The sequence below is a fragment of the Caulobacter sp. GW821-FHT12F03 genome, assembly GCF_058806855.1.
In genome coordinates, this window is record NZ_JBXAQC010000005.1 from 41,394 (window position 1) to 64,141 (window position 22,748).

At 70.7% G+C, this 22,748-nt stretch carries 28 protein-coding genes; 6 read left to right on the top strand and 22 right to left on the bottom strand.

From position 1 onward, the window contains the following. Positions 1–63 precede the first annotated feature (63 nt). The gene (locus AC1RN0_RS12955; RefSeq protein ID WP_492787860.1) at positions 64–915 is read left to right on the top strand and encodes a PfkB family carbohydrate kinase; all 852 of its coding nucleotides are present in this window, start codon (positions 64–66) and stop codon (positions 913–915) included. Continuing rightward, complete coding sequence (locus AC1RN0_RS12960; RefSeq protein ID WP_492787861.1) at positions 912–2,039, top strand: serine hydrolase domain-containing protein; 1,128 nt, start codon at positions 912–914, stop codon at positions 2,037–2,039. The genes AC1RN0_RS12955 and AC1RN0_RS12960 overlap by 4 nt, the downstream gene beginning before the upstream one ends. A gap of 34 nt (positions 2,040–2,073) precedes the next feature. Here the strand turns inward: AC1RN0_RS12960 and AC1RN0_RS12965 are convergent, their stop codons facing one another. The 6 genes from AC1RN0_RS12965 to AC1RN0_RS12990 all read right to left on the bottom strand — a co-directional run bounded on the left by AC1RN0_RS12965 (position 2,074) and on the right by AC1RN0_RS12990 (position 7,250). After that, complete coding sequence (locus tag AC1RN0_RS12965) at positions 2,074–3,360, bottom strand: serine hydrolase domain-containing protein (RefSeq protein ID WP_492787862.1); 1,287 nt, start codon at positions 3,358–3,360, stop codon at positions 2,074–2,076. A gap of 22 nt (positions 3,361–3,382) precedes the next feature. Beyond that, complete coding sequence (gene rarD, locus AC1RN0_RS12970; protein WP_492787863.1) at positions 3,383–4,282, bottom strand: EamA family transporter RarD; 900 nt, start codon at positions 4,280–4,282, stop codon at positions 3,383–3,385. Positions 4,283–4,362: 80 nt separating this feature from the next. Next, complete coding sequence (locus AC1RN0_RS12975; protein ID WP_492787864.1) at positions 4,363–5,400, bottom strand: aspartate-semialdehyde dehydrogenase; 1,038 nt, start codon at positions 5,398–5,400, stop codon at positions 4,363–4,365. Positions 5,401–5,555: 155 nt separating this feature from the next. After that, positions 5,556–6,086, bottom strand: coding sequence for a hypothetical protein (locus AC1RN0_RS12980; RefSeq protein WP_492787865.1), 531 nt, complete (start codon positions 6,084–6,086; stop codon positions 5,556–5,558). Next, positions 6,086–6,286: a hypothetical protein gene (locus AC1RN0_RS12985; RefSeq protein WP_492787866.1), complete on the bottom strand. Its 201-nt coding sequence runs from the start codon at positions 6,284–6,286 to the stop codon at positions 6,086–6,088. The genes AC1RN0_RS12980 and AC1RN0_RS12985 overlap by 1 nt, the downstream gene beginning before the upstream one ends. Before the next feature lie 52 nt (positions 6,287–6,338). Beyond that, positions 6,339–7,250, bottom strand: a complete 912-nt coding sequence (locus AC1RN0_RS12990; protein ID WP_492787867.1) for a LysR family transcriptional regulator — start codon at positions 7,248–7,250, stop codon at positions 6,339–6,341. 96 nt (positions 7,251–7,346) lie between these two features. Between AC1RN0_RS12990 and AC1RN0_RS12995 the strand changes: the two genes are divergently transcribed. Then, a complete protein-coding gene (locus AC1RN0_RS12995; RefSeq protein ID WP_492787868.1) occupies positions 7,347–8,348 on the top strand; it encodes an aldo/keto reductase in 1,002 nt (333 codons plus the stop codon). Between the two features lie 5 nt (positions 8,349–8,353). Here AC1RN0_RS12995 and AC1RN0_RS13000 read toward each other — a convergent pair whose 3' ends face one another. Next, on the bottom strand, positions 8,354–8,701 hold the full coding sequence (locus tag AC1RN0_RS13000; RefSeq protein ID WP_492787869.1) for an antibiotic biosynthesis monooxygenase family protein: 348 nt from the start codon (positions 8,699–8,701) through the stop codon (positions 8,354–8,356). Beyond that, positions 8,698–9,006, bottom strand: a complete 309-nt coding sequence (locus AC1RN0_RS13005; RefSeq protein WP_492787870.1) for an NIPSNAP family protein — start codon at positions 9,004–9,006, stop codon at positions 8,698–8,700. The genes AC1RN0_RS13000 and AC1RN0_RS13005 overlap by 4 nt, the downstream gene beginning before the upstream one ends. A 78-nt stretch (positions 9,007–9,084) precedes the next feature. On the opposite strand from AC1RN0_RS13005, the gene AC1RN0_RS13010 reads away from it, so the two are divergent. Beyond that, on the top strand, positions 9,085–9,756 hold the full coding sequence (locus AC1RN0_RS13010; RefSeq protein ID WP_492787871.1) for an ArsR/SmtB family transcription factor: 672 nt from the start codon (positions 9,085–9,087) through the stop codon (positions 9,754–9,756). Here the strand turns inward: AC1RN0_RS13010 and AC1RN0_RS13015 are convergent. From AC1RN0_RS13015 to trmD, 8 genes are all read right to left on the bottom strand, one after another. Further along, positions 9,753–10,472, bottom strand: coding sequence for an EcsC family protein (locus tag AC1RN0_RS13015; protein WP_492787872.1), 720 nt, complete (start codon positions 10,470–10,472; stop codon positions 9,753–9,755). The genes AC1RN0_RS13010 and AC1RN0_RS13015 overlap by 4 nt on opposite strands. Positions 10,473–10,551: 79 nt before the next feature. After that, entirely contained in the window at positions 10,552–11,607 is a 1,056-nt protein-coding gene (leuB, locus tag AC1RN0_RS13020) for a 3-isopropylmalate dehydrogenase (protein WP_492787873.1), read from the bottom strand. 7 nt (positions 11,608–11,614) lie between these two features. Then, on the bottom strand, positions 11,615–11,914 hold the full coding sequence (locus AC1RN0_RS13025; protein WP_492787874.1) for a putative quinol monooxygenase: 300 nt from the start codon (positions 11,912–11,914) through the stop codon (positions 11,615–11,617). After that, complete coding sequence (gene leuD / locus AC1RN0_RS13030) at positions 11,911–12,522, bottom strand: 3-isopropylmalate dehydratase small subunit (RefSeq protein ID WP_492787875.1); 612 nt, start codon at positions 12,520–12,522, stop codon at positions 11,911–11,913. Before leuD ends, AC1RN0_RS13025 begins: the two co-directional genes overlap by 4 nt. Then, a complete protein-coding gene (locus AC1RN0_RS13035; protein WP_492787876.1) occupies positions 12,519–13,367 on the bottom strand; it encodes a VOC family protein in 849 nt (282 codons plus the stop codon). The genes leuD and AC1RN0_RS13035 overlap by 4 nt, the downstream gene beginning before the upstream one ends. After that, entirely contained in the window at positions 13,364–14,788 is a 1,425-nt protein-coding gene (leuC, locus tag AC1RN0_RS13040) for a 3-isopropylmalate dehydratase large subunit (protein WP_492788071.1), read from the bottom strand. Before leuC ends, AC1RN0_RS13035 begins: the two co-directional genes overlap by 4 nt. Positions 14,789–14,925: 137 nt before the next feature. Further along, positions 14,926–15,324 carry a 50S ribosomal protein L19 gene (rplS, locus tag AC1RN0_RS13045; RefSeq protein WP_492787877.1) on the bottom strand — a complete coding sequence of 133 codons (399 nt, stop codon included), beginning with the start codon at positions 15,322–15,324 and terminating at the stop codon, positions 14,926–14,928. Positions 15,325–15,328: 4 nt separating this feature from the next. Further along, positions 15,329–16,063 carry a tRNA (guanosine(37)-N1)-methyltransferase TrmD gene (gene trmD, locus AC1RN0_RS13050; RefSeq protein ID WP_492787878.1) on the bottom strand — a complete coding sequence of 245 codons (735 nt, stop codon included), beginning with the start codon at positions 16,061–16,063 and terminating at the stop codon, positions 15,329–15,331. Positions 16,064–16,124: 61 nt separating this feature from the next. Here trmD and AC1RN0_RS13055 point away from each other — a divergent pair, with 61 nt between their 5' ends. Further along, positions 16,125–16,976 (top strand): acyl-CoA thioesterase, encoded by an 852-nt coding sequence (locus tag AC1RN0_RS13055; RefSeq protein WP_492787879.1) that lies wholly within the window; start codon positions 16,125–16,127, stop codon positions 16,974–16,976. A gap of 94 nt (positions 16,977–17,070) precedes the next feature. Here the strand turns inward: AC1RN0_RS13055 and AC1RN0_RS13060 are convergent, their stop codons facing one another. The 6 genes from AC1RN0_RS13060 to AC1RN0_RS13085 all read right to left on the bottom strand — a co-directional run bounded on the left by AC1RN0_RS13060 (position 17,071) and on the right by AC1RN0_RS13085 (position 22,041). Continuing rightward, positions 17,071–17,619 (bottom strand): S41 family peptidase, encoded by a 549-nt coding sequence (locus tag AC1RN0_RS13060; protein WP_492787880.1) that lies wholly within the window; start codon positions 17,617–17,619, stop codon positions 17,071–17,073. A gap of 96 nt (positions 17,620–17,715) precedes the next feature. After that, the gene (locus AC1RN0_RS13065; RefSeq protein WP_492787881.1) at positions 17,716–18,756 is read right to left on the bottom strand and encodes a S41 family peptidase; all 1,041 of its coding nucleotides are present in this window, start codon (positions 18,754–18,756) and stop codon (positions 17,716–17,718) included. A gap of 76 nt (positions 18,757–18,832) precedes the next feature. Then, positions 18,833–19,369, bottom strand: coding sequence for a ribosome maturation factor RimM (gene rimM, locus AC1RN0_RS13070; RefSeq protein ID WP_492787882.1), 537 nt, complete (start codon positions 19,367–19,369; stop codon positions 18,833–18,835). Between the two features lie 5 nt (positions 19,370–19,374). Further along, the gene (gene rpsP / locus AC1RN0_RS13075) at positions 19,375–19,905 is read right to left on the bottom strand and encodes a 30S ribosomal protein S16 (RefSeq protein ID WP_492787883.1); all 531 of its coding nucleotides are present in this window, start codon (positions 19,903–19,905) and stop codon (positions 19,375–19,377) included. Between the two features lie 24 nt (positions 19,906–19,929). Continuing rightward, the gene (gene ffh, locus AC1RN0_RS13080; RefSeq protein WP_492787884.1) at positions 19,930–21,450 is read right to left on the bottom strand and encodes a signal recognition particle protein; all 1,521 of its coding nucleotides are present in this window, start codon (positions 21,448–21,450) and stop codon (positions 19,930–19,932) included. Positions 21,451–21,645: 195 nt separating this feature from the next. Further along, on the bottom strand, positions 21,646–22,041 hold the full coding sequence (locus AC1RN0_RS13085) for a VOC family protein (protein WP_492787885.1): 396 nt from the start codon (positions 22,039–22,041) through the stop codon (positions 21,646–21,648). A gap of 115 nt (positions 22,042–22,156) precedes the next feature. Between AC1RN0_RS13085 and AC1RN0_RS13090 the strand changes: the two genes are divergently transcribed. Then, positions 22,157–22,741 (top strand): hypothetical protein, encoded by a 585-nt coding sequence (locus AC1RN0_RS13090; protein ID WP_492787886.1) that lies wholly within the window; start codon positions 22,157–22,159, stop codon positions 22,739–22,741. The last annotated feature ends 7 nt before the right edge of the window (positions 22,742–22,748 follow it).

The window sequence follows — 22,748 nt, forward strand, 5'->3', positions numbered from 1 at the left end:
GCGGACTGTCAATCCACCGTCGCCCCCTACCCAACCTCCCCCGCCTCCGCTAAGCCCCTCGCCATGCCCATGGCCCTCATCATGTCGAGCCACGTCGCGGGGAGCCGGGTTGGCGGCTCCGCCCAGGCGCTGGCGCTGACCCAGTTCAAGATCGATCCGGTGGTCATCCCCACCGTGCTCTACGGCCGTCACCCCGGCTGGGGCGCCCCCGGTGGCGCGCAGGTGCCGATCGAGGCCTTCGAAGGCATGCTCGACGGGGTCGAGGCCAACGGCCTGTTCGGCATGACCGACCTGGTCCTGACCGGCTATTTCGCCAGCGTCGACCAGGTCAAGGCCGCGGCCCGGGCCATCGACGCGGTCAAGGCCGCGCCGCGCGACGGCGCCTTCGCCCGCAAGCCGATGATCGTCGTCGATCCGGTGATCGGCGATTCCGGCAAGGGCCTGTTCGTCCCGGCCGAGGTCGCCCAGGCGGTCATCGACCATCTCATCCCCAAGGCCGATCTGGTCGCGCCCAACAGCTGGGAGCTGCAGCGGATCACCGGCGCCGACGCCCGCAGCCCGGAGGCCGCCGTGCGCGCCGCCCGCCTGCTCGGCAAGGCCGTCCTGGTCTCCTCCGTCATTCGCGGCGCCGAGATCGGCGTGGTCTACGCCGACAAGCGCGAGGCCTGGCTGGCCGCGCACCAGAAGGCCGGCGAGACCGTGCCCAGCGGCACGGGCGATCTGCTGACCGCCCTGTTCGCCGCCGCGCTGCTGGAAGGGCAGACGCCGTCCTACGGCCTGGCCCGCGCCGTCGGCGGTCTGGCCGAAACCATCGCGTCCGCCGGCATCTGGGCCTCGCCCGAGCTGCCGATCGTGGCCATGGGCGCGCGGATCAAACAGGCCAGTCCCACCGTCCGCATCGAGAGGCTGGCGTGAGCATCGACATCCACGGCATCTGCGAACCGCGCTTCGAGCCCGTCCGCGATGCGTTCGCGGCCAACTTCGCCGAGGGCAAGGAGCTGGGCGCCCGGTTCGCCTTCTCCGTCGAGGGCGAGATCGTCGTCGACCTGTGGGCCGGCTGGGCCGACAAGAAGCAGACCGTCCCGTTCGACGCCCGCACCCTGACGCCCGTCTATTCGACGACCAAGGCCGTGGCCGCGACGATGATCGCCCGGCTGGTCGAGCAGGGCCGCCTGCGCTGGACCCAGCCGGTCGCCGAGGTCTGGCCGGAGTTCGCCGCCGAGGGCAAGGGCGCGGTCACCGTCGAGCAGATGATCTCGCACCAGGCCGGCCTGCCCGGCTTCGTCGAGCCGATCGATCCGACCCTCTGGTACGATCCGCCGGTCATCGCCGCCATGCTGGCCGCCAAGGCCCCGCTGTGGCCGGTCGGCTCGGCCAGCGGCTATCACGCCCTGACCATCGGCTATCTGGTCGGCGAGCTGTTCCGCCGCGTCGACGGCCGCACGCTGGGAACCGCCCTGCGTGAGGATATCGCCGAACCGGCCGGCCTCGACCTGTGGATCGGCCTGCCCGACAGCGAACACGCCCGCTGCGCCGAGCTGAAGCCGCCCTCGGCCCTGCCGCAGTTCGGCGAGGTCACCGACCCGAAGAAGGCGGCCTTCCTCTCGCCCTGGGCCGCGCCCAGCGGCCGGGGCTCGGCTGACTGGCGGCGCATCGAGATCCCCTCGGCCAACGGCCACACCACGGCCGAGGCCCTGACGCGCTTCATGGGCGCGCTGGCCACTGACGGCGAGGTCGACGGGGTGCACATCCTCTCGCCGGCCTCCGTGGCCGAGGCCGGCCGTGAGCGCATCCGCGGCCAGGATCTGGTCCTGCCGTTCGAGATGAGCTGGGGCGCCGGCTTCATGCGCAACGAACCGAACTTCTTCTACGGCCCGACCCCGACGACCATCGGCCACAGTGGCTGGGGCGGCAGCTGCGCCTTCGCCGATCCGGACCGCCGCCTCGCCGGCGCCTATGTGATGAACCGGCAGGACGTCCACCTGATCGGCGACCCGCGCTCGACGCGCCTGATCGAGGCGGCGTACGCGAGTCTGTAAAAGGGGACACGTACCGAAGGCGGTACATGGCCCCTCAGACTCCCGCCAGCACCCCCGCCAGCCGCTCTTCCTGACGGGTGAAGCCTGACCGGCCCCTGTTGGCCTTCAGCGAGCGCGCCTCGCCGGTGATGACGTAGGTGAACCAGCGGCCGGTCTCCGGATTGACCCACAGGCCGGAGGTCAGGCCGTAGGCGTCGCCGGCGTGGCCGATCCAGCCCGCACAGCCGTCGAACAGGCGGTCGCCCGCCGCGCCGGTCAGGGTCTGGCAGGCGAGGCCATAGGCGAGGATCGAGCCGCCATAGGCGTCGCCGTTCGGCCGCTTCGGGTCATACCGCCAGACCGGCGTCGTCATGCGCGCCAGCGTCGCCGGCTTGAGGATCGACCCGCCGCCGCGGGCCATCAGCGCGGCGATGCGGGCCAGGTCCTCGGTGCTCGCCCGCAAGCCGCCCTGCGGTGAGAAGACAAAGCCGTTCTCGCCGGGCCGGTAGCTGTCCAGCGGCCGGTCGCCGGCCTCCGGCGCACGCGGATGCGGAATGACCGGGGCAGCGGGCACGCTGTCGTCAAGCTGGGCGATCCATGGCCCGGCAGGATCATACGGCCCCTCATCCGACGGCGCCTTGCGGTACAGGACTGCGGCGCGGTCGCGCGCGGCCTGGCCGACGCCGCTCCAGTTGTAGCCGCAGTCCAGGCCCAGCGGCCGGAACAGGCGCTCGGTCATGAACCGGTCGAACCGCTGGCCGCTGACCCGCTCGATGACCTGGGCGATGACGGCGACGTTCACGTCGGCGTAGGCGAACCAGTCGCCGGGGGGCTCGCTCGCCGGGCTGAACCAGGCGCCGTCGTCCCACTGCGCGCCGCCGGGCGTCAGGGCCGCGCTCAGCGGGCGGCCGAAGCCGACCGGATAGCTCGGCCCGTTGCGCAGGCCGGCGGTGTGGGAGAGCAGCCGCCGCGGCGTGATCCGTTCGGCCGGAAACAGCGGGTGGCGCAGGGGGAAGCCGAGGATGTCGCCGGCGTCGTCGTCGAGCCCGACTTTGCCCGCCTCGACCAGGGTCATGAAGCCCAGGGTCGCCACCAGCTTGGAGATCGAGGCGATGCGCACGGGCGCATCGACGGTCATGGCGCGGCCGGCGGTGATGCTGGCCAGTCCGTCGGCGCGGGCGAAGGCCGGCCGGTCGCCCCGCGCGGAGCCCGCCGTGGCGGCCCAGGCCGGGACCGCCAGGCCGGCGTCGCCGTCGCCGGACAGCAGCCCGGCCAGCGGATCGGGCGCGCCGGCCGTCATCGCCGTCGCCGCGCCGCTGGTCAGGACTGTCCGCCGGGTCATCACAAGGCGACCCTAACCGGTTTCAGGCGATCGCCAACCGTCGGGTGCGTCGCCAGGCGCCATAGGCGAACACGCCCGCCCCGATCCAGATGAAGGCGAAGGCGACCGCCCGCAGGGGTGTGAACGCCTCGCCCGAGGCCACGCCGACTAGGAATTGCAGCGTCGGGGCGACGAACTGGATGAACCCCAGCCAGACCAGCGAAATCCGCCGCGCGGCCCAGGAGAACAGCGCCAGCGGGGCGATGGTCAACGGGCCCGACAGCAGCAGCAGCGCCGTCGCGGCCGGGCTGGATCCCAGGTGGCCGAGGCCCTGGCGCTGCAGCCAGATGACATAGAGCGTCGCGGGGACGGCGAGGATCGCGGTCTCGACCAGCAGCCCGGTTTCGGCGTCGGCGCGCACCTGTTTGCGGATAAGGCCGTAGCCGCAGAAGCTGAACGCCAGACCCAGCGACAGCAGGGGCGGGTGGCCGACGGCGGCGGTCTGCACAGCGACCCCGACGGTCGCGAGGGCGATGGCGGTCATGCCGAACCGGTCGATCCGGTCGCGGAAGAACAGCGCTCCGGCGGCCATGTTGAGCAGCGGGTTGATGTAGTAGCCGAGGCTGGCCTCCAGCGTCCGCCCGCTGTTCACCGCCACGACGTAGAGCAGCCAGTTGATGCTGATCAGGATCGCCGAACCGAGCAGGAGGCCGAGGGTGCGGGGCTCGCGCAGGATGCGCGCCAGATCGCCCTGCTTGCGCGCCACCAGGACCAGCCCCGCCGCCCAGAGCACGGCCCAGGCGGCCCGCTGGGCGGTGATCTCGAGTGGGCTCACCCCGGCGTGACCGAGGGCGTGCATGTAGATCGGGAACAGGCCCCACAGGGTGTAGCAGGTCAGCGCCGCCAACAGCGCGGCGCGGCCTTCGTCCTTCGCCGGCGGCATGGCGAAACTCCAAAAAACAAGGGGCCCGGAAGCTGGTCCCGGGCCCCTGATCATTCCACCCGCTTCTTGCGGGGTTGTCGTCAGGCCAGGGCGCGCTGCTTGATCAGTCCACGGTCGTGGAGCAGCTGGGCGATCTGGATGGCGTTGAGCGCGGCGCCCTTGCGCAGGTTGTCGGAGACCACCCACAGCGACAGGCCGTGCTCGAGCGACGGGTCATTGCGGATGCGGCTGACGTAGACCGGGAACTCGCCCTGGATGTCCTTGGGCGTGGCGTAGCCGCCGTCCTCGCGCTTGTCGATGACCACGACGCCGGGCGCCTCGCGCAGGATTTCGCGGGCCTCGTCGTCGCTCAGGGCGCTCTCGAACTCGATGTTGACGCTCTCGCCGTGGCCGACGAACACCGGCACGCGCACGCAGGTCGCGCTGACCCGGATCGCCGGGTCGAGCATCTTGTGCGTCTCGTCGGCCATCTTGCGCTCTTCCTTGGTGTCGCCGGAGTCGTCGTCGATGAACGAGTCACACTGCGGGATCACGTTGAAGGCGATCTGCTTGGGGTACTTCTTGGGCTCGGGCGCACCGAGGACGAAGACGCCCTTGGTCTGGGCCCACAGCTCGTCCATGCCCTCCTTGCCCGAGCCGGACACCGACTGGTAGGTCGAGATGACGATGCGCTTGATCTTCGCCGCGTCATGCAGCGGCTTGAGCGCCACCAGCAACCCGGCCGTGGTGCAGTTCGGGTTGGCGATGATGTTCTTCTTCGTGAAGTCCACGACCGCGTCGGGGTTCACTTCCGGCACGATCAGCGGCACGTCCGGGTCCATGCGCCAGGTCGAGGAGTTGTCGATCACGACCGGGCCGGCCTTGCCGATCCGCTCGGCCCAGGCCTTGGAGACGGCGCCGCCGGCGCTCATCAGGACGATGTCGACGGTCGAGAAGTCGAACTGCTCCAGGTCCTCGCATTTGAGGATCTTTTCGCCGAAGGACACTTCGACACCAATGGATTTGCGGCTGGCGATCGCGTGAATCTTGTCCACGGGGAAGTTCACTTCCTCGAGGATGTTGAACATCTCACGGCCCACATTGCCCGTGGCGCCGACCACGGCGACCCGGTATCCCATCGGTCTTCTCCTTCACTGAAAACGGGTTTCCGTTACGCCTGCGGGCCTTTCGGCGCAAGCAAAGGAAACCTCACGGCGGCTTCAGGGCCCCTTTTGGGTCCGGTTCTCCATCGCGTCCGCACCGGTTCTGCACGCACGGTCCGTCCGGCGCGAGATCAGTCGGCGGTCCTGGAGGGCCGGTAGGTGAAGTCGAAGTTCGGGGCCCAGGTCTTGCCCCCGTCGGTGGACGCCTCGCCGAACTGGCGCACCGATCCGTCCGGGCTGGGCGTGTAGGTCATGCGCACAAGGGCGTCCTGGCCGGGCTTCACCGCGCCGGGCCACGCGCCGGTGATCACCATGGCGACCCCGTTCCAGCCGCCGGTGAACTCGACCCGAGCGCCGCTGGAGTCGAGCCAGGTCTGACGCCAGCCCTTCTCCCGCGCGACGTAGTTGCTGAGGCTGCCGCCCTCGCCGCCGCTCAGCGGCATCCAGTTCTCGCGGATCGCGCAGCCGCCGTAGAGCCGCTCGATGAGGCTGTGGGCGACCAGCTTCGCCTGGCCGGTGGGATAGACGTCCCAGCGTCCGACCCAGAAGTCGAACTGCCGATGCTCCGCCGCCGTGCAGGCCGCCGCCGGCGCCGTCGCCGTCTGGCCCGCCGCCGGCCCCGCCAGCAGGGCCAGCGCGATGAACGCTCCCCGCGCCGGCATCACTTTCCCTGCTGGCTCTGCACGCCGAACACGATGCCGACGGCCAGCACGGCGAGGCCCGCATAGGCCATCGGGGCGCTGTGCAGGACCGTCTGGCCGACGCCCATCAGGCCGATGCCGGCCCCGATGAAGGCTATGGCGATGGGGCCCCGGTTGGCCGGCGGCGGCGGGAAGGGGGTTTCAGGCGGCTCTTCGGCCATGTCGCATCTCCGGAAGGGGTCAAGGATCGGCCCGCTCGCGTCGGGACGCAAGTTACGGATTGCCGGCCCGCGCCGGCCGGCGCGCGCGCAGGAAGTCCACGAAGGCCCGCAGGGGCGCGGGCATCTGCCGCCGGCTGGGATAGTAGAGGAGAGGGCCGGTGAACGGCGGCGACCAGTCATCCAGTACGGTCTCCAGTCGACCGGCCGCCACGGCCGCCGCGGCAAAGCCCTCGAACGTCCGCGCCAGCCCCAGCCCGGCCTGGGCCGCGGCGAGGCCCAGGTCGGCGACATTGCTGACCAGCGGGCCGATCGGCACGACGCGCACAACCACGCCGTCCTTCTCGAATTCCCACGGCAGCGAGACGCCGCTGAGAAAGCGGTGACGAATGCAGGCGTGCCCCAGCAGTTCGTCGGGATGCGCCGGCCGGCCGTGACGGGCGAAATAGGCGGGGGACCCGACCGTGACATAGCGCTCGGGCGGGCCCAGCGGCACGGCGATCATGTCCTTCTCCAGCCGCTCGTCATAGCGCACGCCCGCATCGAAGCCCGCCGCCAGAACGTCGACGAGGCTGTCCTCGGCGACGACCTCCAGGGTGATGCCGGGATGGGCGGCCAGAAACGGCGTCACCAGACCGGGCAGGGCCAGCCGCGCCGCGACCGTCGGCACGTTGATGCGCAGGGTCCCGGTCGGGCTGTCGCGGAAGGCGTTGACCTCGTCGAGCGCCAGCGCCAGTTCCGTCAGGCTCGGCGCCAGCCGGGCCAGCAGACGTTCGCCCGCCTCTGTGGGGGTGACGCTGCGCGTTGTGCGGTTGAGCAGCCGGACGCCGAGGCGCTCCTCCAGCCGCCGCACGGCCTGGCTCAGACTGGAGGGCGACACGCCGCGGAGCGCCGCCGCGCCGCGGTAGCCGCGCGCGCGAGCCACGGCGGCGAAGGCGTCCAGGTCGGCGAGATCCGGTGTCTGCATTGTGCGCAAATCGAAACGACTTGTGTTGATGAGGCTGGATTATCGCACAGCCCTCCGGCGCGCATAGTCGCCTCCACGTAAGACGGAGACCTGCTCATGAAAACCCTCAAACTCGGAACCACCGGCCCGGCCGTGTCGGCCCTCGGCCTCGGCTGCATGGGCATGTCGACCGACTGGTATGGCCAGAGCGACCGCGCCGAGAGCCTGGCCACCTTCCAGGCCGCGGTCGACGCCGGCGTCACCCTGATCGACACCGGCGACTTCTACGGCATGGGCCACAACGAGATGCTGGTCGGCGAGGCGCTGAAGACCGTGGACCGCGACAAGGTCGTGCTCAGCGTCAAGACCGGGGGCTTGCGCGACCCGTCCGGCGGCTTCCTCGGCCAGGACTGCCGGCCGGCGGCGATCAAGAACTTCCTCGCCTATTCGCTCAAGCGTCTGCAGGTCGACTACATCGACGTCTATCGTCCCGCGCGCCTCGATCCCGCCGTGCCCATCGAGGACACGGTCGGCGCCATCGCCGACATGATCAGGGCCGGCTACGTGCGCCACGTCGGCCTGTCGGAGGTCGGCCCCGAAACCCTGCGGCGGGCGGCGGCCGTCCATCCGATCGTCGACCTGCAGATCGAGTACTCGATCATCTCCCGCGGCATCGAGGACGCCATCCTGCCGACCTGTCGCGACCTCGGCATCGGCGTCACGGCCTACGGCGTGCTGTCGCGCGGCCTGATCAGCGGCCACTGGACCAGGGACAGGCCGGCGGCCGAGCGCGACATCCGCGCCTTCAGCCCGCGCTTCCAGGGCGACAACCTCGATCACAACCTGGCCCTGGTCGAGGCCCTGCGGACCATCGCGCAGGACAAGGGCGTGTCCACCGCCCAGCTGGCCATCGCCTGGGTGGCGCAGCGGGGCGACGACATCATCCCGCTGGTCGGCGCCCGGCGACGTGACCGACTGGCCGAGGCGCTCGGTGCGGCGGACGTGACCCTCACACCCGCTGATCTGGCCGCCATCGAGGCGGCGGCCCCGCGCGGCGCGGCGGCCGGCGAGCGCTATCCGGCGGCGGCGCTGCAGTTTCTCGACAGCGAAAGGGCCTGACGGCGTCAGCCGGGGCGCGGGGCCCGCCCGTCCGTCGGCGCCTGGTCCCGGTCGGCCATGCCGTAGTCCCGCGTCACCGCGGCCACGCGCAGACGATAGTCCGTGAAGATCCGGGCGCGCCCGTCCGCCTGGGCCGCCCGGTGCTCGTCCTGGCCGCGCCAGGCGGCCACCGCCGCCTCGTCGCGCCAGAACGACAGCGACAGCACCTTGCCCGGCTGCGTCAGGCTCTCGAACCGCTCGATCGACAGGAAGCCGTCGACCTCGTCCAGCAGCGGCCGAAGCCGGGCCGCCGTGGCCAGGTAGTCCTCGCGCAGCCCCTCGCGCGGATCGACCTCGAAGATCACCGCGATCACGCCGTCACCGGCGTCAGGAAGGTCCGCTCCTCGCTGAGGATGAACCGCTGGTCCCGGGCGAGGCGGAAGTTGGCCATGCCGGCGGGATCGGCCTTCAGCCGTGCGCGATAGGCCTCGTAGGCGGCCAGGCTGTCGAAGCCGATCATCGCGTGGGCGATGGTGTTGGTCCCCTCGTGCGGCAGGAAGTAGCCCAGCAGGTCGCCGCCGCAGGCGGGGATGATGGTCAGCCAGTTGCGCGCATAGGCTTCAAACGCCTCGCGCTGGAAGGGGTCGATGACGTAGCGGATGTGGCAGACGACGGACACGGTGACTCCGGGGATGGTTCGATGAGGCTCGAACCCTAACCGCTTGTCCTTCGGCAACGTTTCGCTCAGGGTCGAAGTATGAAAGTCGGACCCGACATCGCCCTCGTCGCCGCCCTGCTCGGCGACCCGGCCCGCGCCAACATGCTGACGGCCCTGCTGGCCGGACAGGCGCTGACGGCCGGCGAGCTGGCGCGCGAGGCCGGGGTCACCCCGCAGACGGCCAGCTCCCATCTGGCGCGGCTGGAGGCGGGCGGGCTGATCACCGGCCGCCGGCAGGGCCGCCACAGCTACTTCGCCCTGTCCGGCGACGACGTGGCCGGGGTGCTGGAAGGCCTGATGAGCCTCGCGGCCCGCACCGGCCACGCCCGCACCCGGCCGGGTCCCCGTGAGCCGGCCCTGCGTCGCGCCCGCGTCTGCTACGATCACCTGGCCGGCGACCTGGGGGTGGCGATGCTGGAAGCGCTGGTGGCCCGGGGACGCCTCGACGACACCCTGGCGCCGACGGCCGACGGCGAGGCCTTCTTCCGCGACTTCGGCGTCGACCTCGCGCCCCTGCGCGCCGGCCGCCGCCCGCTTTGCAGGGGTTGTCTCGACTGGAGCGTCCGCCGCAGCCACCTGGCGGGGTCGCTCGGCGCGGTCCTGCTGGCGCGGATCTACGCGCTGGGCTGGGCGAAGCGGGTCGAGGGCGAGCGGGTGGTGACCTTCACGCCGGCCGGAGAGCGGGCGTTCGCCAGTACGTTCGGGCTCTAGCGGGTCGCGAACCAGCGCAGCCGGTAGGCGTTCATCGCCGTCTCGCCGAGCTGTTCGACCAGTCGCCAGTTGACGATCGCCCCGATCGGCGCGCCGACGACCGGCAGCAGCTGGGCCAGCTTCGCCAGGTCGATGTAGTCGCGGTACTCCTGCTGGAAGCGGCGCCAGTCGAAGTCTTCCGGCGAGGCCGGGGCGCGGCCCTCGACCATGGCCCGGTAGACGTCCTTGCGGTGGTCGGCGCCCGAAAAGGCCAGCTGGAAGATCGCCAGGATGTACAGCCGCTCGCGCCAGTCGCTCGTGTCGTGGCCGTAGAGGCCGGCGATCTCGAACAGCAGCTTGATCTTGATGGCGATCAGGGCCGGGAAGTCCGCCGCCGCCAGCAGGAAGCCGCCGGCGCCGGTGGCCCCGCCCTCGACGGTGGCGACGTTGCGATAGCCCTTGATCGCCTGGCGCACGCGGGTCTCCCGCACCTGCAGCGAGCCGGTCGCCAGCGGCGCGCCGCCGGTGAAGTCCGAGCCGGCCAGGATGCCGCGGGTCATCTGCTCGATGACCTTGGTCACGGCGGCGTGGATCTTCTCCGGGATCATCCGGTTGACCTGCATCTGCAGGTCCTTGGCCGCCTTCGCGAACTTCGACGGCTCGGCCAGCATCGCCGCCCGCCAGGTCTCCAGCTCGCTGCGGGCGCGGGTCTCGTAGTCGGCGTCGGCGGTGGTCATGGAGGAGACTTAGGATCGGGACACGCCAGAGTCATCCCGCCTCACGACAATCCTCTCCCGGAGGGAGAGGAAGGGCCGCTCAGAGCGCCTTCAGCACCGCGTCGCCCATCTCGATGGTCGAGAGCGTCCCGCCCAGGTCTCGCGTACGGGCGCCGGCGGCCAGGGCCGCTTCCACGGCGGCGAACAGGCGGTCGGCCTCGGCCGGCCGCTTCAGCGACCAGCGCAGGGCCATCTCGAACGACAGGATGGCCGCCAGCGGATTGGCCACGCCCTGGCCGGCGATGTCAGGCGCCGACCCGTGGATCGGCTCGTACAGACCCGGCGCGCCGGCCGCGCCCAGCGCCGCCGACGGCAGCATGCCCAGCGACCCGGTCAGCTGCGCCGCCGCGTCGGACAGCACGTCGCCGAACAGGTTGTCCGTCAGCAGCACGTCGAACTGGGTCGGCTGGCGGACCAGCTGCATGGCCGCGTTGTCGGCCAGCATGTGCTCGAGCTGGACGTCGGCGTACTCGCGTTTGTGCAGGTCGGTGACCACTTCGCGCCACAGCAGGCCGGACTCCATGACGTTCGACTTCTCGAGCGAATGGACCTTGTTGCGCCGGCCGCGCGCCAGCTCGAAGGCCACGCGGCTGACCCGCTCGATTTCGCTGGTCGTGTAGACCTGGGTGTCGAAGCCGCGCCGCTGGCCGTCGGGCAGGGTCTCGATGCCGCGCGGCTGGCCGAAGTAGACCCCGCCCGTCAGCTCGCGGACGAACATGATGTCGAGGCCGGCGACCAGCTCCCGCTTGAGGCTTGAAGCGTCCGCCAGGGCGTCGAAGCACAGGGCCGGACGCAGGTTGGCGTAGACGTCCATCGCCTTGCGCAGGCCGAGCAGGCCCATCTCCGGCCGCTTGTCGCGCGGGTTGCCGGCCCACTGCGGACCGCCCACGGCGCCCATCAGCACCGCGTCGCTGGCCAGGGCCGTGGCGATCGCCTCCTCGGTGATCGGGACGCCATGGCGGTCGTAGCTGATCCCGCCGAAGTCGCGCTCGTCGAGCGTCAGGTCGGGCGTCAGGGCGGCGGCCACGCGGCGCACCTGGGCGATGACTTCGGGGCCGATGCCGTCGCCGGGCAGGAGGAGCAGGGTCTGGGACATGGAAACTCTAGATCGATTCGGGCTCACCCGCCTCGTAGAGGGACAGGTTGCGGTCGGTGATGTTCAGCGCGGGGAAAACGGCGCGCCAGGCGGCCATGTGGGCGGTCTGGAAGTGGGCCTTCAGGGCGTCGCGGTCGCGCCAGGCCTCGCTGACGCGGATCAGGCCCGGAACCAGCAGGTCCTCGGCATAGGCGTAGTCGAGACAGCCGTCCTCGGCCCGGCTGGCCGTGACCATCGCCTCCATCGCCGGGCGGGCCAGGGCGATGTTCTCCGGCGGCAGCCGGACCGTGCCGACGATCAGGATCATGCCCGCTCCAGCCACGGCCGGCTGAGGGCGGCCTTCGATTCATAGACGTCGATATCCACGCCGTGCTGCAGCGTCTCGCCGATGGCGTCGAGGCCCTTGAGCAGCTTGTGCTTGCGGTCCTTGTCGATCGCGAAGCTGAACGTCGCGCCCGACGGGGCGGTGACCGTCTGGCTCTCCAGGTCGACCGTGAACAGGTGGTTGCCGCCCTTGGCCTCGTCCATCAGCGCCTGGACTTCCTCCGGCTTCAGCTCGACGGTCAGCAGGCCGTTGTTGAGGCAGTTGCCGCGGAAGATGTCGGCGAAGCTCGTCGAGATGACGCACTGGATGCCGAAATCCTGCAGCGCCCACGGTGCGTGCTCGCGCGAGCTGCCGCAGCCGAAGTTGTCGCCTGCGATGAGGATCTGCGCGCCCTTGTAGGCCGGGTCGTTGAGCACGAAGCCGCTCTTCTCGCGGCCCTGCTCGTCGAAGCGGAAGTCGTAGAACAGCCCCTTGGCCAGACCCTCGCGGTCGACGGTCTTGAGGAACTGCTTGGGGATGATCTGGTCGGTGTCGACGTTGGCCAGGCCCAGCGGCGCGGCGCGGGCGTCGAGACGGGTGAAGGGCTTCATGCTGCGGGTCCGATGACGAGGGTCGGCACGCCGCCGGGGGCGTCCTTGAGGGTGAAGACGGCGGTCCCGGGCTTGCGGCCGGTGCGGACCTCCGAGACGTCGGCGCCGGCGGCCTTGAGGCGGGCCTGGGCGGCGGCCACGTCGGCCACGCGCCAGCTGAGGCCCCAGAACGAGTCCGGTCCGTCCGAGACGCCGGCCTTCAGGTCATGGGCGATCTCGACCACCAGGTCGCCGAGGCGGAAGAACATCAACCGCGTTCCCCAGTCGGGGTTCGAGCGGTCCAGCCGCATGTCGAGACCGAGCCGCGCGCCGTACAGGGCCGCGGCGCGGTCCGGATCGGGCGTGCGCACCACGACGTGGTCGAGGCCGCTGACCGGCGCCGCGCCGACCGTGTCGGCTTCCGGCCAGGTCGCCACGCCGGGTTTGTTCTCGACGAGGAACAGATTGACCCCGTGTGTCGATTTCGCGCGCAGGCTGGCGACGGCCCATTCGCGGGTCGCGCCGGTCGCGGGATTGGTCGAGACCTCCTCGCGCGGATAGGCGGGCACGCCGACGCGCTCGAACCGCTTCTGCGCGGCGGCCATGTCGGGGACCGAGAAGCCCAGGCCCCAGATGCCCTCGCCATGGCTGGCGATGCGGGCGCGGATGGTGTCGCCGACCACGCCCTCGCCGGTCGGGGCGATCACGTCGAGCGCCATGTTGCCCAGCTGGAACCAGACGTGGCTGGCCCCGTGCATCGTGCCGCGCCAGTTGGCCTTGCGGCCGAGCAGCCGCTCGTAGCCGGCCTCGGCCGCAGCGAGGTCGCTGACGACCAGCGCGATGTGGTCCAGTGCCGTCAGGGTCACAGGAAGTCCCTCACATCGACGATGTGGCCGGCGATCGCCGCCGCCGCGGCCATGGCCGGGCTCATCAGATGGGTGCGGCCGCCGCGGCCCTGGCGGCCCTCGAAGTTGCGGTTGCTGGTCGAGGCGCAGCGCTCGCCCGGCGCCAGGCGGTCGGGGTTCATGCCCAGGCACATCGAGCAGCCCGGCTCGCGCCAGTCGAAGCCGACGGCCTTGAAGATGGCGTCCAGCCCCTCTTCCTCGGCCTGCTCCTTCACCAGGCCCGAACCCGGCACCACCATCGCCCTGACGTGGTCGGCGACCAGACGGCCTTCGAGGAAGGCCTGCTGCGCCACGGCGGCGGCGGCGCGCAGGTCCTCGATGCGGCTGTTGGTGCAGCTGCCGATGAACACCCGGTCGATGCGGGCCTCGGTGATCGGCTGGCCGGCGGTCAGGCCCATGTACTCCAGCGCCCGTTCGACGGCGGCCTTCTTGTCCGGCGTGTCGTAGGTCGAGGGATCAGGCACGTTGCCGGTGATCGGCACGACGTCCTCGGGACTGGTGCCCCAGGTCACGGTCGGGGCGATCGACGGCCCGTCCAGCACCACCTCGCGGTCGAACACGGCGTCCGGATCGGTGAACAGGGTCTTCCAGTAGGAGACGGCCATGTCCCAGGCGGCGCCCTTGGGCGCGGCGGGCTTGCCCTGCAGATAGGCGAAGGTCTTTTCGTCCGGGGCCACCAGGCCGGCGCGGGCGCCGCCCTCGATGGTCAGGTTGCAGAGGGTCATGCGGCCCTCCATGGAGAGGTCGCGCACGGCCTCGCCGGCGAACTCGATGACGTGGCCGGTGCCGCCGGCCGTGCCGATCTTGCCGATGATCGCCAGCGCCATGTCCTTGGCGGTGACGCCGGGCGACAGCTTGCCGTTGACCGTCACCCGCATGTTTTTCGACTTCTGCTGGCGCAGGGTCTGGCTGGCCAGGACGTGTTCGACCTCGCTGGTGCCGATGCCCTGGGCCAGGGCCCCGAAGGCGCCGTGGGTCGAGGTGTGGGAATCGCCGCAGACGATGGTCATGCCCGGCTGGGTGCGGCCCTGCTCGGGCCCGACCACATGGACGATGCCGTTGCGGATGTCGCCCATCGGGAAGAATTCGATGCCGTTGTCGGCGACGTTGCGGGCCAGGGTCTGCAGCTGCAGCCGGGCCTCCTCGTCGGCCACCGCGTCGACGCCCAGGGCCTGGCCCTCGGTCGGCACATTGTGGTCGGCCACCGCCAGCGTCCGGTCCGGCCGGCGCACCTTGCGGCCCTCGGCGCGCAGGCCGGCGAAGGCCTGCGGCGTGGTCACCTCATGGATGAGATGCAGGTCGATGTAGAGGATCGTCTCCCCGGCGTCGTCCGCCACCCGGTGAGCGTCCCAGATCTTGTCGTAGAGCGTCTTGCCAGCCATGGGCGGCATGTAGGGCGAGGCCTGCCCTTTCGTCCAGTCCGACGGCGGGGCGGCGGGCATGATCTTGCGGCCCGCAATGAAAAAGCCCCGGACCTTGCGATCCGGGGCTCATCCATTTCAGCGGTAGCCGGAGGAGACTATTCCTCGACGGCGGCGCCCGATTCCTTGCGGGCCGTCTGGCGCTCGGCGATACGGGCCGACTTGCCGCGACGATCGCGCAGGTAATAGAGCTTGGCGCGACGGACGACGCCGCGACGCTTCACTTCGATGCTTTCGATCATCGGCGACATGGTCGGGAACACCCGCTCAACGCCTTCGCCGAAGCTGATCTTGCGGACGGTGAAGCTCTCGTGGAGGCCCGAACCCTGACGGGCGATGCAGACGCCTTCGTAGGCCTGGACGCGCTCGCGCTCGCCTTCCTTGATCTTCACGTTCACCCGGACGGTGTCGCCCGGCTGGAAATCGGGGGTGGTGCGGAGGGCGGCGAGGCGTTCGCTCTCGGCCTTCTCCAGTTCCTTGATGATGTTCGCGGCCATCGGTTCAGTCCTTCGGTTTCGTCGGGCTTGGAACGCCCTTTGGTTGTCGGTTGGCGAGGTAGCGGTCCCAGAGGTCGGGCCGCCGCTCGCGGGTCGTCGTCTCACGCATCTCCTGCCGCCACGCCGCGACCTTCCTGTGGTCGCCGCCCAGCAGCACCTCGGGGATGTCCCGGCCCTCGAACGTCCGCGGTCTGGTGAACTGCGGATGCTCGAGGAGGTCGTCCTCGAAACTCTCTTCACTCAGCGAGGCCGCCTGCCCGAGCACTCCCGGAACCAGTCGGACGCACGCCTCGATCGCCACCATCGCCGCCGCCTCGCCACCGGCGAGCACCGCGTCTCCGACGGAGACCTCCTCGAACCCCCGGGCGTCGAGCACCCGCTGGTCCACCCCCTCGAACCGGCCGCAGAGGACGATGATCCCCGGCGCCTCGGCCCACTGTTTCACCCGCGCCTGGGTCAGGGGCCGACCCCGGGCGCTCATGTACAAAAGCGGCCGCCCCGCGACGTCCACGCTGTCGAGCGCCGCCGCGATCACGTCCGCCTTCATCACCTGTCCAGGACCGCCACCCGCGGGGGTGTCGTCGAGGAAGCCGCGCTTATCCTTGGAAAAGGCGCGAATGTCCACTGTTTCAAGGCGCCACAGGTCCTGCTCGCGCCAGGCCGTGCCGATCAGCGACACGCCGAGCGGCCCGGGGAAGGCCTCGGGAAACATGGTCAGGACGGTGGCGGTGAACGGCATGGGGCGCTCTCTAGCACGGCTGACGCTTGCTCCCACCCCCGCGCGGGAATATGCGATCCTCATGCAAGAGAGCGAAAACCTCATCGAGACCCTGGCCCTCGAGCCGATCGAGCTGAACCTGTTCCGCGGCGTCTCGCCCAACGACGGCTTCCCGCGGATCTTCGGCGGGCTGGTCATCGCCCAGGCGCTGATGGCCGCCTACGAGACGGTCGAGAACCGGGTCTGCCACAGCCTGCACGCCTATTTCATCCGGCCGGGCGACGTGCGCATCCCGGTGCTCTACCAGGTCGACCGCGCCCGCGACGGCGGCAGCTTCACCACCCGGCGGGTGGTGGCGATCCAGAACGGCGAGCAGATCTTCAACCTCGCGGCCTCCTTCCAGGTCCCGGAAGAGGGCTTCGAGCACCAGTCGGCCATGCCCGCCCATCCCAGCCCGGAGTCGGTGGCGACCGAGATGGAACAGGCGCTGGCCGACAACAAGGACATGCCGGCGGCGATGATCGAGCACATGAAGCGCCGCCCGGTCGAGGTGCGCTGGCCCGATCCGCAGAACATGTTCAAGCCGGTGGCCAAGCCGCCGCGCAAGCAGGTCTGGCTGCGCGCCAAGTCCCCGATCGGCGACTCGATCAAGCTGCAGCAGGCGGCGCTGGCCTATGCCTCCGACATGGCCTTCATGGAGACCGCGCTGCGGGTCCACGGCCTGACCTGGCGCACCAGGGGCATGCAGTCGGCCAGCCTCGACCACGCCATGTGGTTCCACCGCCCGACCAACTTCAACGACTGGCACCTGTTCGACCAGGACTGCCCGTCGACTTCGCAGGGCCGCGGCTTCATCCGCGGCGAACTCTATACCCAGGACGGCGTGCTGGCGGCGAGCGTGGCCCAGGAATGCCTGATGCGGGTGAAGGTCTGACCGTAGGGGACATGTACCGAAGGTACGTGTCCCCTAAATCAACCGCCGCTGAATCTCGATTGGGGGACACGTACCTTCGGTACATGTCCCCGCTCTACATCATCCGCCCGCGCAGGCTCAGCGCGCGGCGCCAGGCGGTCAGCAGCGTTTCGCTGGGCGGGGCCTCGATCTCGTGGATCACCACCGCCCGGCCGCAGGCCCGCAGGTCATAGGCCAGGGCCTGGGCCGGCAGGGCCGAGCCGCGCGCGATCAGCACGAACAGCGGAGCGTCGGGATAAAGCGGGCCGTCCCGCGGCGGCGTCGCCCGGCCGGTCCACAGGGTCAGCAGGCCGCCGTCCGCATTGCGGCGGATCCGCGCCATCGGGATCGGCCGACGCGACAGATGGCCCAGCATCACGGCATCCGCCGGCCCGCCGTCATGGTCCCTCAGGTCGAGGATGAGGGCTCGCGTCTCCTCCAGCTCGGCGAAGGCCCGGGTGATGGCGCCCGCGTCCAGCCCGCGCGGGGCCAGATAGCCGATGCCGCCTGGCATGATCCGCGCCGCGCCCTCGTCGTCCGCCCCGCAGGGCGGGGTCGTCGTCGCGAGGAACGCGGGCGCCGGCGGGGCGGCGAGCCGGATGGGCGGGTGCGGATCGGTCTCCATGGCGGGGTCCCCTTTCGAAAACCCACGCTACGGGAGCGAACCTGAACGGCGGCCCGGCCGCGGCTGTTGTCTGGCCTTCATGTTGGGAGGAGCCTCCTACAGCGCCTCGTCGAGCGCCGCGCGCGGATCGGCGCGCGCTTCGGCCAGCTCCTTCTCCGACTTCGGCGTCGAGATTGTCGGCCTCGCCACGGCCAGCGCGCGCTTGAACGCCTCGGTCAGGGCCTCCTGGGGCGGCGTGGCGACATCGGGCGCGACGCCGACGCCTTCCCAGTTGGTCCCCGTCGTCGGGTGCTTCACCCGGCCGTTGGGAATGAACACCGACAGCCCGGCCCCCAGGCCGACGAAGCGGTTGCTCGGGTTGGCCCCGCCGCGCGACCGCTCGCCGACCAGCACCGCGCGCCTGGCGGCCTGCAGGTCGTAGGCCACGCCCTCGGCGGCCGAGAAGGTGCGGTTGGCGATCAGCACGAACACCGGCTTGTCCGGGTACAGCGGCCCACCGTCAGGCGTGCTGGGATGGCGGGCCATGGTGGTGAAGGTCCCGTCCGGCTCGCGCCAGGTGATCACCGCCATCGGGATCGGCTCGCGGGACAGGTGGCCGAGCAGGCGCGTGTCGGACTCGCCGCCGCCACCGGTGTTCTCCCGCAGGTCGAGGATCAGGGCGTCGGTATCCTTGAGCATGCGCATGGCCGCGTCGACGAGCGCCGCGCCGTCGGCGTCGGGCGCGAAATAGCGCAGCTTGAAGTAGCCGATGTTGCCGGGCAGCCGGCGGATGGTCATCAGGCCATGGGCCAGTCGGCCCTCGAGCAGGGCTTCGTCGGCCTCGGACAGCTGGGCGGTCCGGGCCGAGCTGGTGGTGACCGACAGCTTCAGGTGCTTGTCGTTGGTCGCGGCGAACAGGTCGGCCGAGACGGCTTCGGCGAACGCCTGCCGGTCGCCGAGGGCGAGATAGCGCTTGCGACCGGCGCGCACGGCGGCCCGGGCGCGCTCGCCGACCTCCGGGTCGATGTAGCCGGTCAGGCCCTTGTCGAGGGCGTCGAGAGCCGCCCTGGCGTCGGCGGGGGTCAGGTCGCCGGCGAGGGCGAGGCCGGGCGCGGCGATCAGGCCGGCGGCGAGCAGGAGGGTCTGGCGTCGGTTCATGGGCGTCTCCCCGCAATGGAAAGGCGCGAGTGTCGTCAGGCCGGAGCCGCGGCTCCAGTTAAAGCCTGGTCATGACCTATTCTTCATCCGCCGCGTCTTCCTCGGCCACGACCTCGGTCGGGCGCACGACGACGACCTTGCCGCCGGCGATGTCCACGGTCGGGACGGTGTCGCGGGTGAAGGCGAGGTACCAGGTCGGGCCGCCCTCGGCGGGGGTGATCTCGAGTATGTCGCCGGCGCCGAAGTCCTGCACCGACTTGATCAGGCCCAGGGTCTCCCCTTCGGGCGTGAGCACGGTCAGACCGATCAGGTCCGCCAGATAGAATTCGTCCTCATCGGGCGCGGGCAGGGCCTCGCGCGGGATGAACAGGCGCAGGCCGCGCAGGGCGTCGGCCTGTTCCTTGGTCTCGACGCCGGCGCAGCGACAGATGAGGCTGCCCTTGGCGTCGCGGCCCGACAGGATCGTCAGGGCCGCCGAGCCGTCCTGGCGCTTCAGCTCGCGGAAGCGGGCCAGCGCCAGGGGCTCTTCGGTAAAGCTGGTGATCCGCACCTCGCCCCGGACGCCAAAGGCGCCCGCGACACGGCCGACAGCGATCATGCGGTCGGCCGCCATGCGGGTCAGCCTTCGGCCGGTTCTTCAGCGGCGGCTTCAGCGGCCGGAGCCTCTTCAGCGGCGGCTTCGGCGGCGGGGGCTTCTTCAGCGGCCGGAGCGGCTTCTTCAGCGGGGGCCTCGGCGACGGGCGCTTCGACTTCGGGCTCGGGCTCGGGGGCCGGCGGGTTGGCGGCGAGTTCAGCGGCGGCGGCGGCGCGGTCGGCCTCACGCTGGGCGCGCTCGGCGGCGCGTTCTTCCGACTTCTTGCCCGGCTTGCCCTTGTTGGGGTTGTTGCCGTGGGCCCACTGGCCGATGCCTTCGGCGGCGAGGAAGCGCGCGACGCGGTCGGTCGGCTGGGCGCCCTTGGCGATCCAGGCCTGGATCGACTCGAGCTTCAGCGTGACGCGCGGGGTCGGGCCGTCCTTGGGCAGCAGCGGGTTGTAGGTGCCGACCTTCTCGATGAAGCGGCCGTCGCGGGGCGAGTGGCTGTCGGCGACGACGATCGAGTAGTAGGGGCGCTTCTTGGCGCCGCCACGGGCGAGACGGATCTTCAGCATTGTCGGTAGTCCTCTGGTCTAATTCTATTTCTTGAAGGGATTGAAGCCGGGGGGCAGGGCGGGGCCGCCGCCGAGACCCGGAAGTCCGGAACCAGCGCCGCCGAGGCCGCCCTGGAGTTTCTCCAGCTGCTGGCGCAGCTGTTCGGGATCGGGCTGGGCGGACTTGCCTCCGCCCAGGTTCTTGAGATGGTCCATGCCGCCGCCGCCCAGCATCTGGGCCATGCGGGCGAAGCCGGCGCCGCCGTTGCGGGTCATCATCTTCATCGCGTCGGCCATCTGGCGGTGCTGCTTGAGCAGGCGGTTGACCTCGGCGACGTCGACCCCGGCCCCGGCGGCGATGCGACGCTTGCGCGAGGCGGCCAGGATGTCGGGCTTCTTGCGCTCGAGCTTGGTCATCGAGCCGATGATCGCGCGCTGGCGCTTGATCATCCTGTCGTCCATGCCCGCTTCGGCGATCTGCTGCTTCATCTTGCCGACGCCGGGCAGCATGCCCATCACGCCCTGCAGGCCGCCCATGCGTTCCATCTGGGCCAGCTGGTCGGACATCATGTCCAGGTCGAACTGCCCCTTGGCCAGCTTTCGCGCGGTGGCCTCAGCCTTGGCCTGGTCCAGCTCGGTGGCGGCCTTCTCGACGAGGGCGACGATGTCGCCCTGGCCGAGGATGCGGCCGGCCACGCGGCGGGCGTCGAACACGTCGAGCGCCTCGACCTTTTCGCCGGCGCCGAGGAACTTGATCGGCAGGCCGGTGACGGCCCGCATCGACAGGGCCGCGCCGCCACGCCCGTCGCCGTCCGCGCGGGTCAGGATCAGGCCGGTCAGCGGCAGGCGCTCGTGGAACGCCTTGGCCGTGCGCACGGCGTCCTGGCCGGTCAGGCTGTCGGCGACCAGCAGGGTTTCGGTCGGCGAGGCGATCTGCGCGATCTGCGCCGCCTCGCTCATCATCTGCTCGTCCAGCGTGGTGCGGCCGGCGGTGTCGAGGATGACCACGTCGTAGCCGCTGAGCCTGGCCGCCTGCAGCGCGCGCTTTGCGATGTCGACGGCCGACTGGCCGGCGACGATCGGCAGGGTGTCGACGCCGATCTGGGTCCCGAGCGTCGCCAGCTGTTCCATGGCGGCCGGGCGACGGGTGTCCAGCGAGGCCATCAGGACCTTCTGCCGGTCCATCTTGGTCAGACGCAGGGCCAGCTTGGCCGAGGTCGTCGTCTTGCCCGAGCCCTGCAGACCGGCCATCAGGATGACCGACGGCGGGTTCAGCGCCAGCTGCAGGCCGGTGGGCGTCTCGCCGCCCAGCATCTCGACCAGACCGTCATAGACGATCTTGACCACCTGGTCGGCCGGGCGGATCGAACGGATGACCGCCTCGCCCAGCGCGTCCTCGCGGGCCTTGCTGATGAAGTCCTTGACCACCGGCAGGGCGACGTCGGCCTCGAGCAGGGCGACGCGAACCTCGCGCAGCGCCTCGTCGATATCCTTTTCGCCCAGCACCCCGCGACCGGAGAGCCGGTCGAAGACAGTGCCAAGTCGTTCTGTAAGGCCTTCGAACATCGTGTTCTGAACCGCAAACCCAAGCCTGAGGCCCAAACGCAATTCGCCCCCGTGGACGATCACGTCGACGGGGGGCCTCGCCGTCCTCGTCCCGACTTGCGTCTGTCAGGGGTCGTGACGGTAGAGGGCGCTGAACTGCATCTGCGCCGGAAGGCGGGCCTTATGGGCGGAAAAGGCCGCGAAATCAAGCCGGAGTCAGCCGCGCAGCTCCAGCCCGTTGCCCTCGGGGTCCTTGAGATAGATCGACAGGCCCTCGCCGCCGGCGCCGTAGCGCTCGCCCTCCTCGCCGGGGGTGACGCCGTGGGCGATCAGGTGGGCCTTGACCCGCTCCAGATCGAAGCCGCGCACGGTCAGGCAGAAATGGTCGAGGTTGCGGCCCTCCGCGCCCGGCGCGGCCCCGCCAGGGCGGCCCAGTTGACTGTCGACGCCGACGATGTCGATCAGGCTCGAGCCCGCCCGCAGCTGGGTCAGGCCGATGCGCGCCTGGACCCGCTCGACCGTCAGGCCCAGCACGCCGGTGTAGAACGCCACCAGGGCCTCGGGGTCCCTGGCGCGCAGGACGAGATGGTCAATGCCGGTGATCTCGATCATCCCGCGAAGATAATCCCTGCCTCGCCGGCCCGAAAGGCGCTCGACTCGACGACCCGGCGTCCCGGGCATAGCTTTCGCCCCAGTACCGTTTTCAGTCTCTGGGGGAGATACGACTATGGGAAGACTGCTGATCGCCGGCCTGCTGGGCGGCGTCGCCATGTTCATCTGGACGTCGCTGGCCCACACCGCCCTGCCGCTCGGGCAGATGGGGGTGCAGGAAATACCCGACGACGCGCCGGTCATCGCCACCTTGCAGGGCGCGCTGGGCGACCGGGACGGGCTCTACCTGTTCCCAGGCTCGGGCAACGGCGGCAAGGCCGAGGACGCCGCCGCCCGCAAGACGATGGAAGAGCGCACCGCGAAGGAAGCCTCTGGGCTGCTGGTCTACCACCCGCCCGGCCGCGACACGGCCATGGGACCCTACATCGGCAAGGAGCTGGCGCTGGAGGTCTTCCAGTCGCTGGTGCTGGCCTGGCTGATCTCGATCCTGGCGGTGTCGGACTTCGGTAGTCGCATCGCGGCGGCCGTCGCCGTCGGCGGGTTGGTCGCGGTGGCGACCAACGGCTCGAACCTGATCTGGTACGGCTATCCCGCGGCCTTCACCCACGCGGCGATCATCATCCAGCTGGTCGGCTATGCGCTGGCCGGGACGGTGATCGCGGCGGTGCTCGGGATGAAGCGCAAGGCGGCGCCGGGATGAGTGCGTC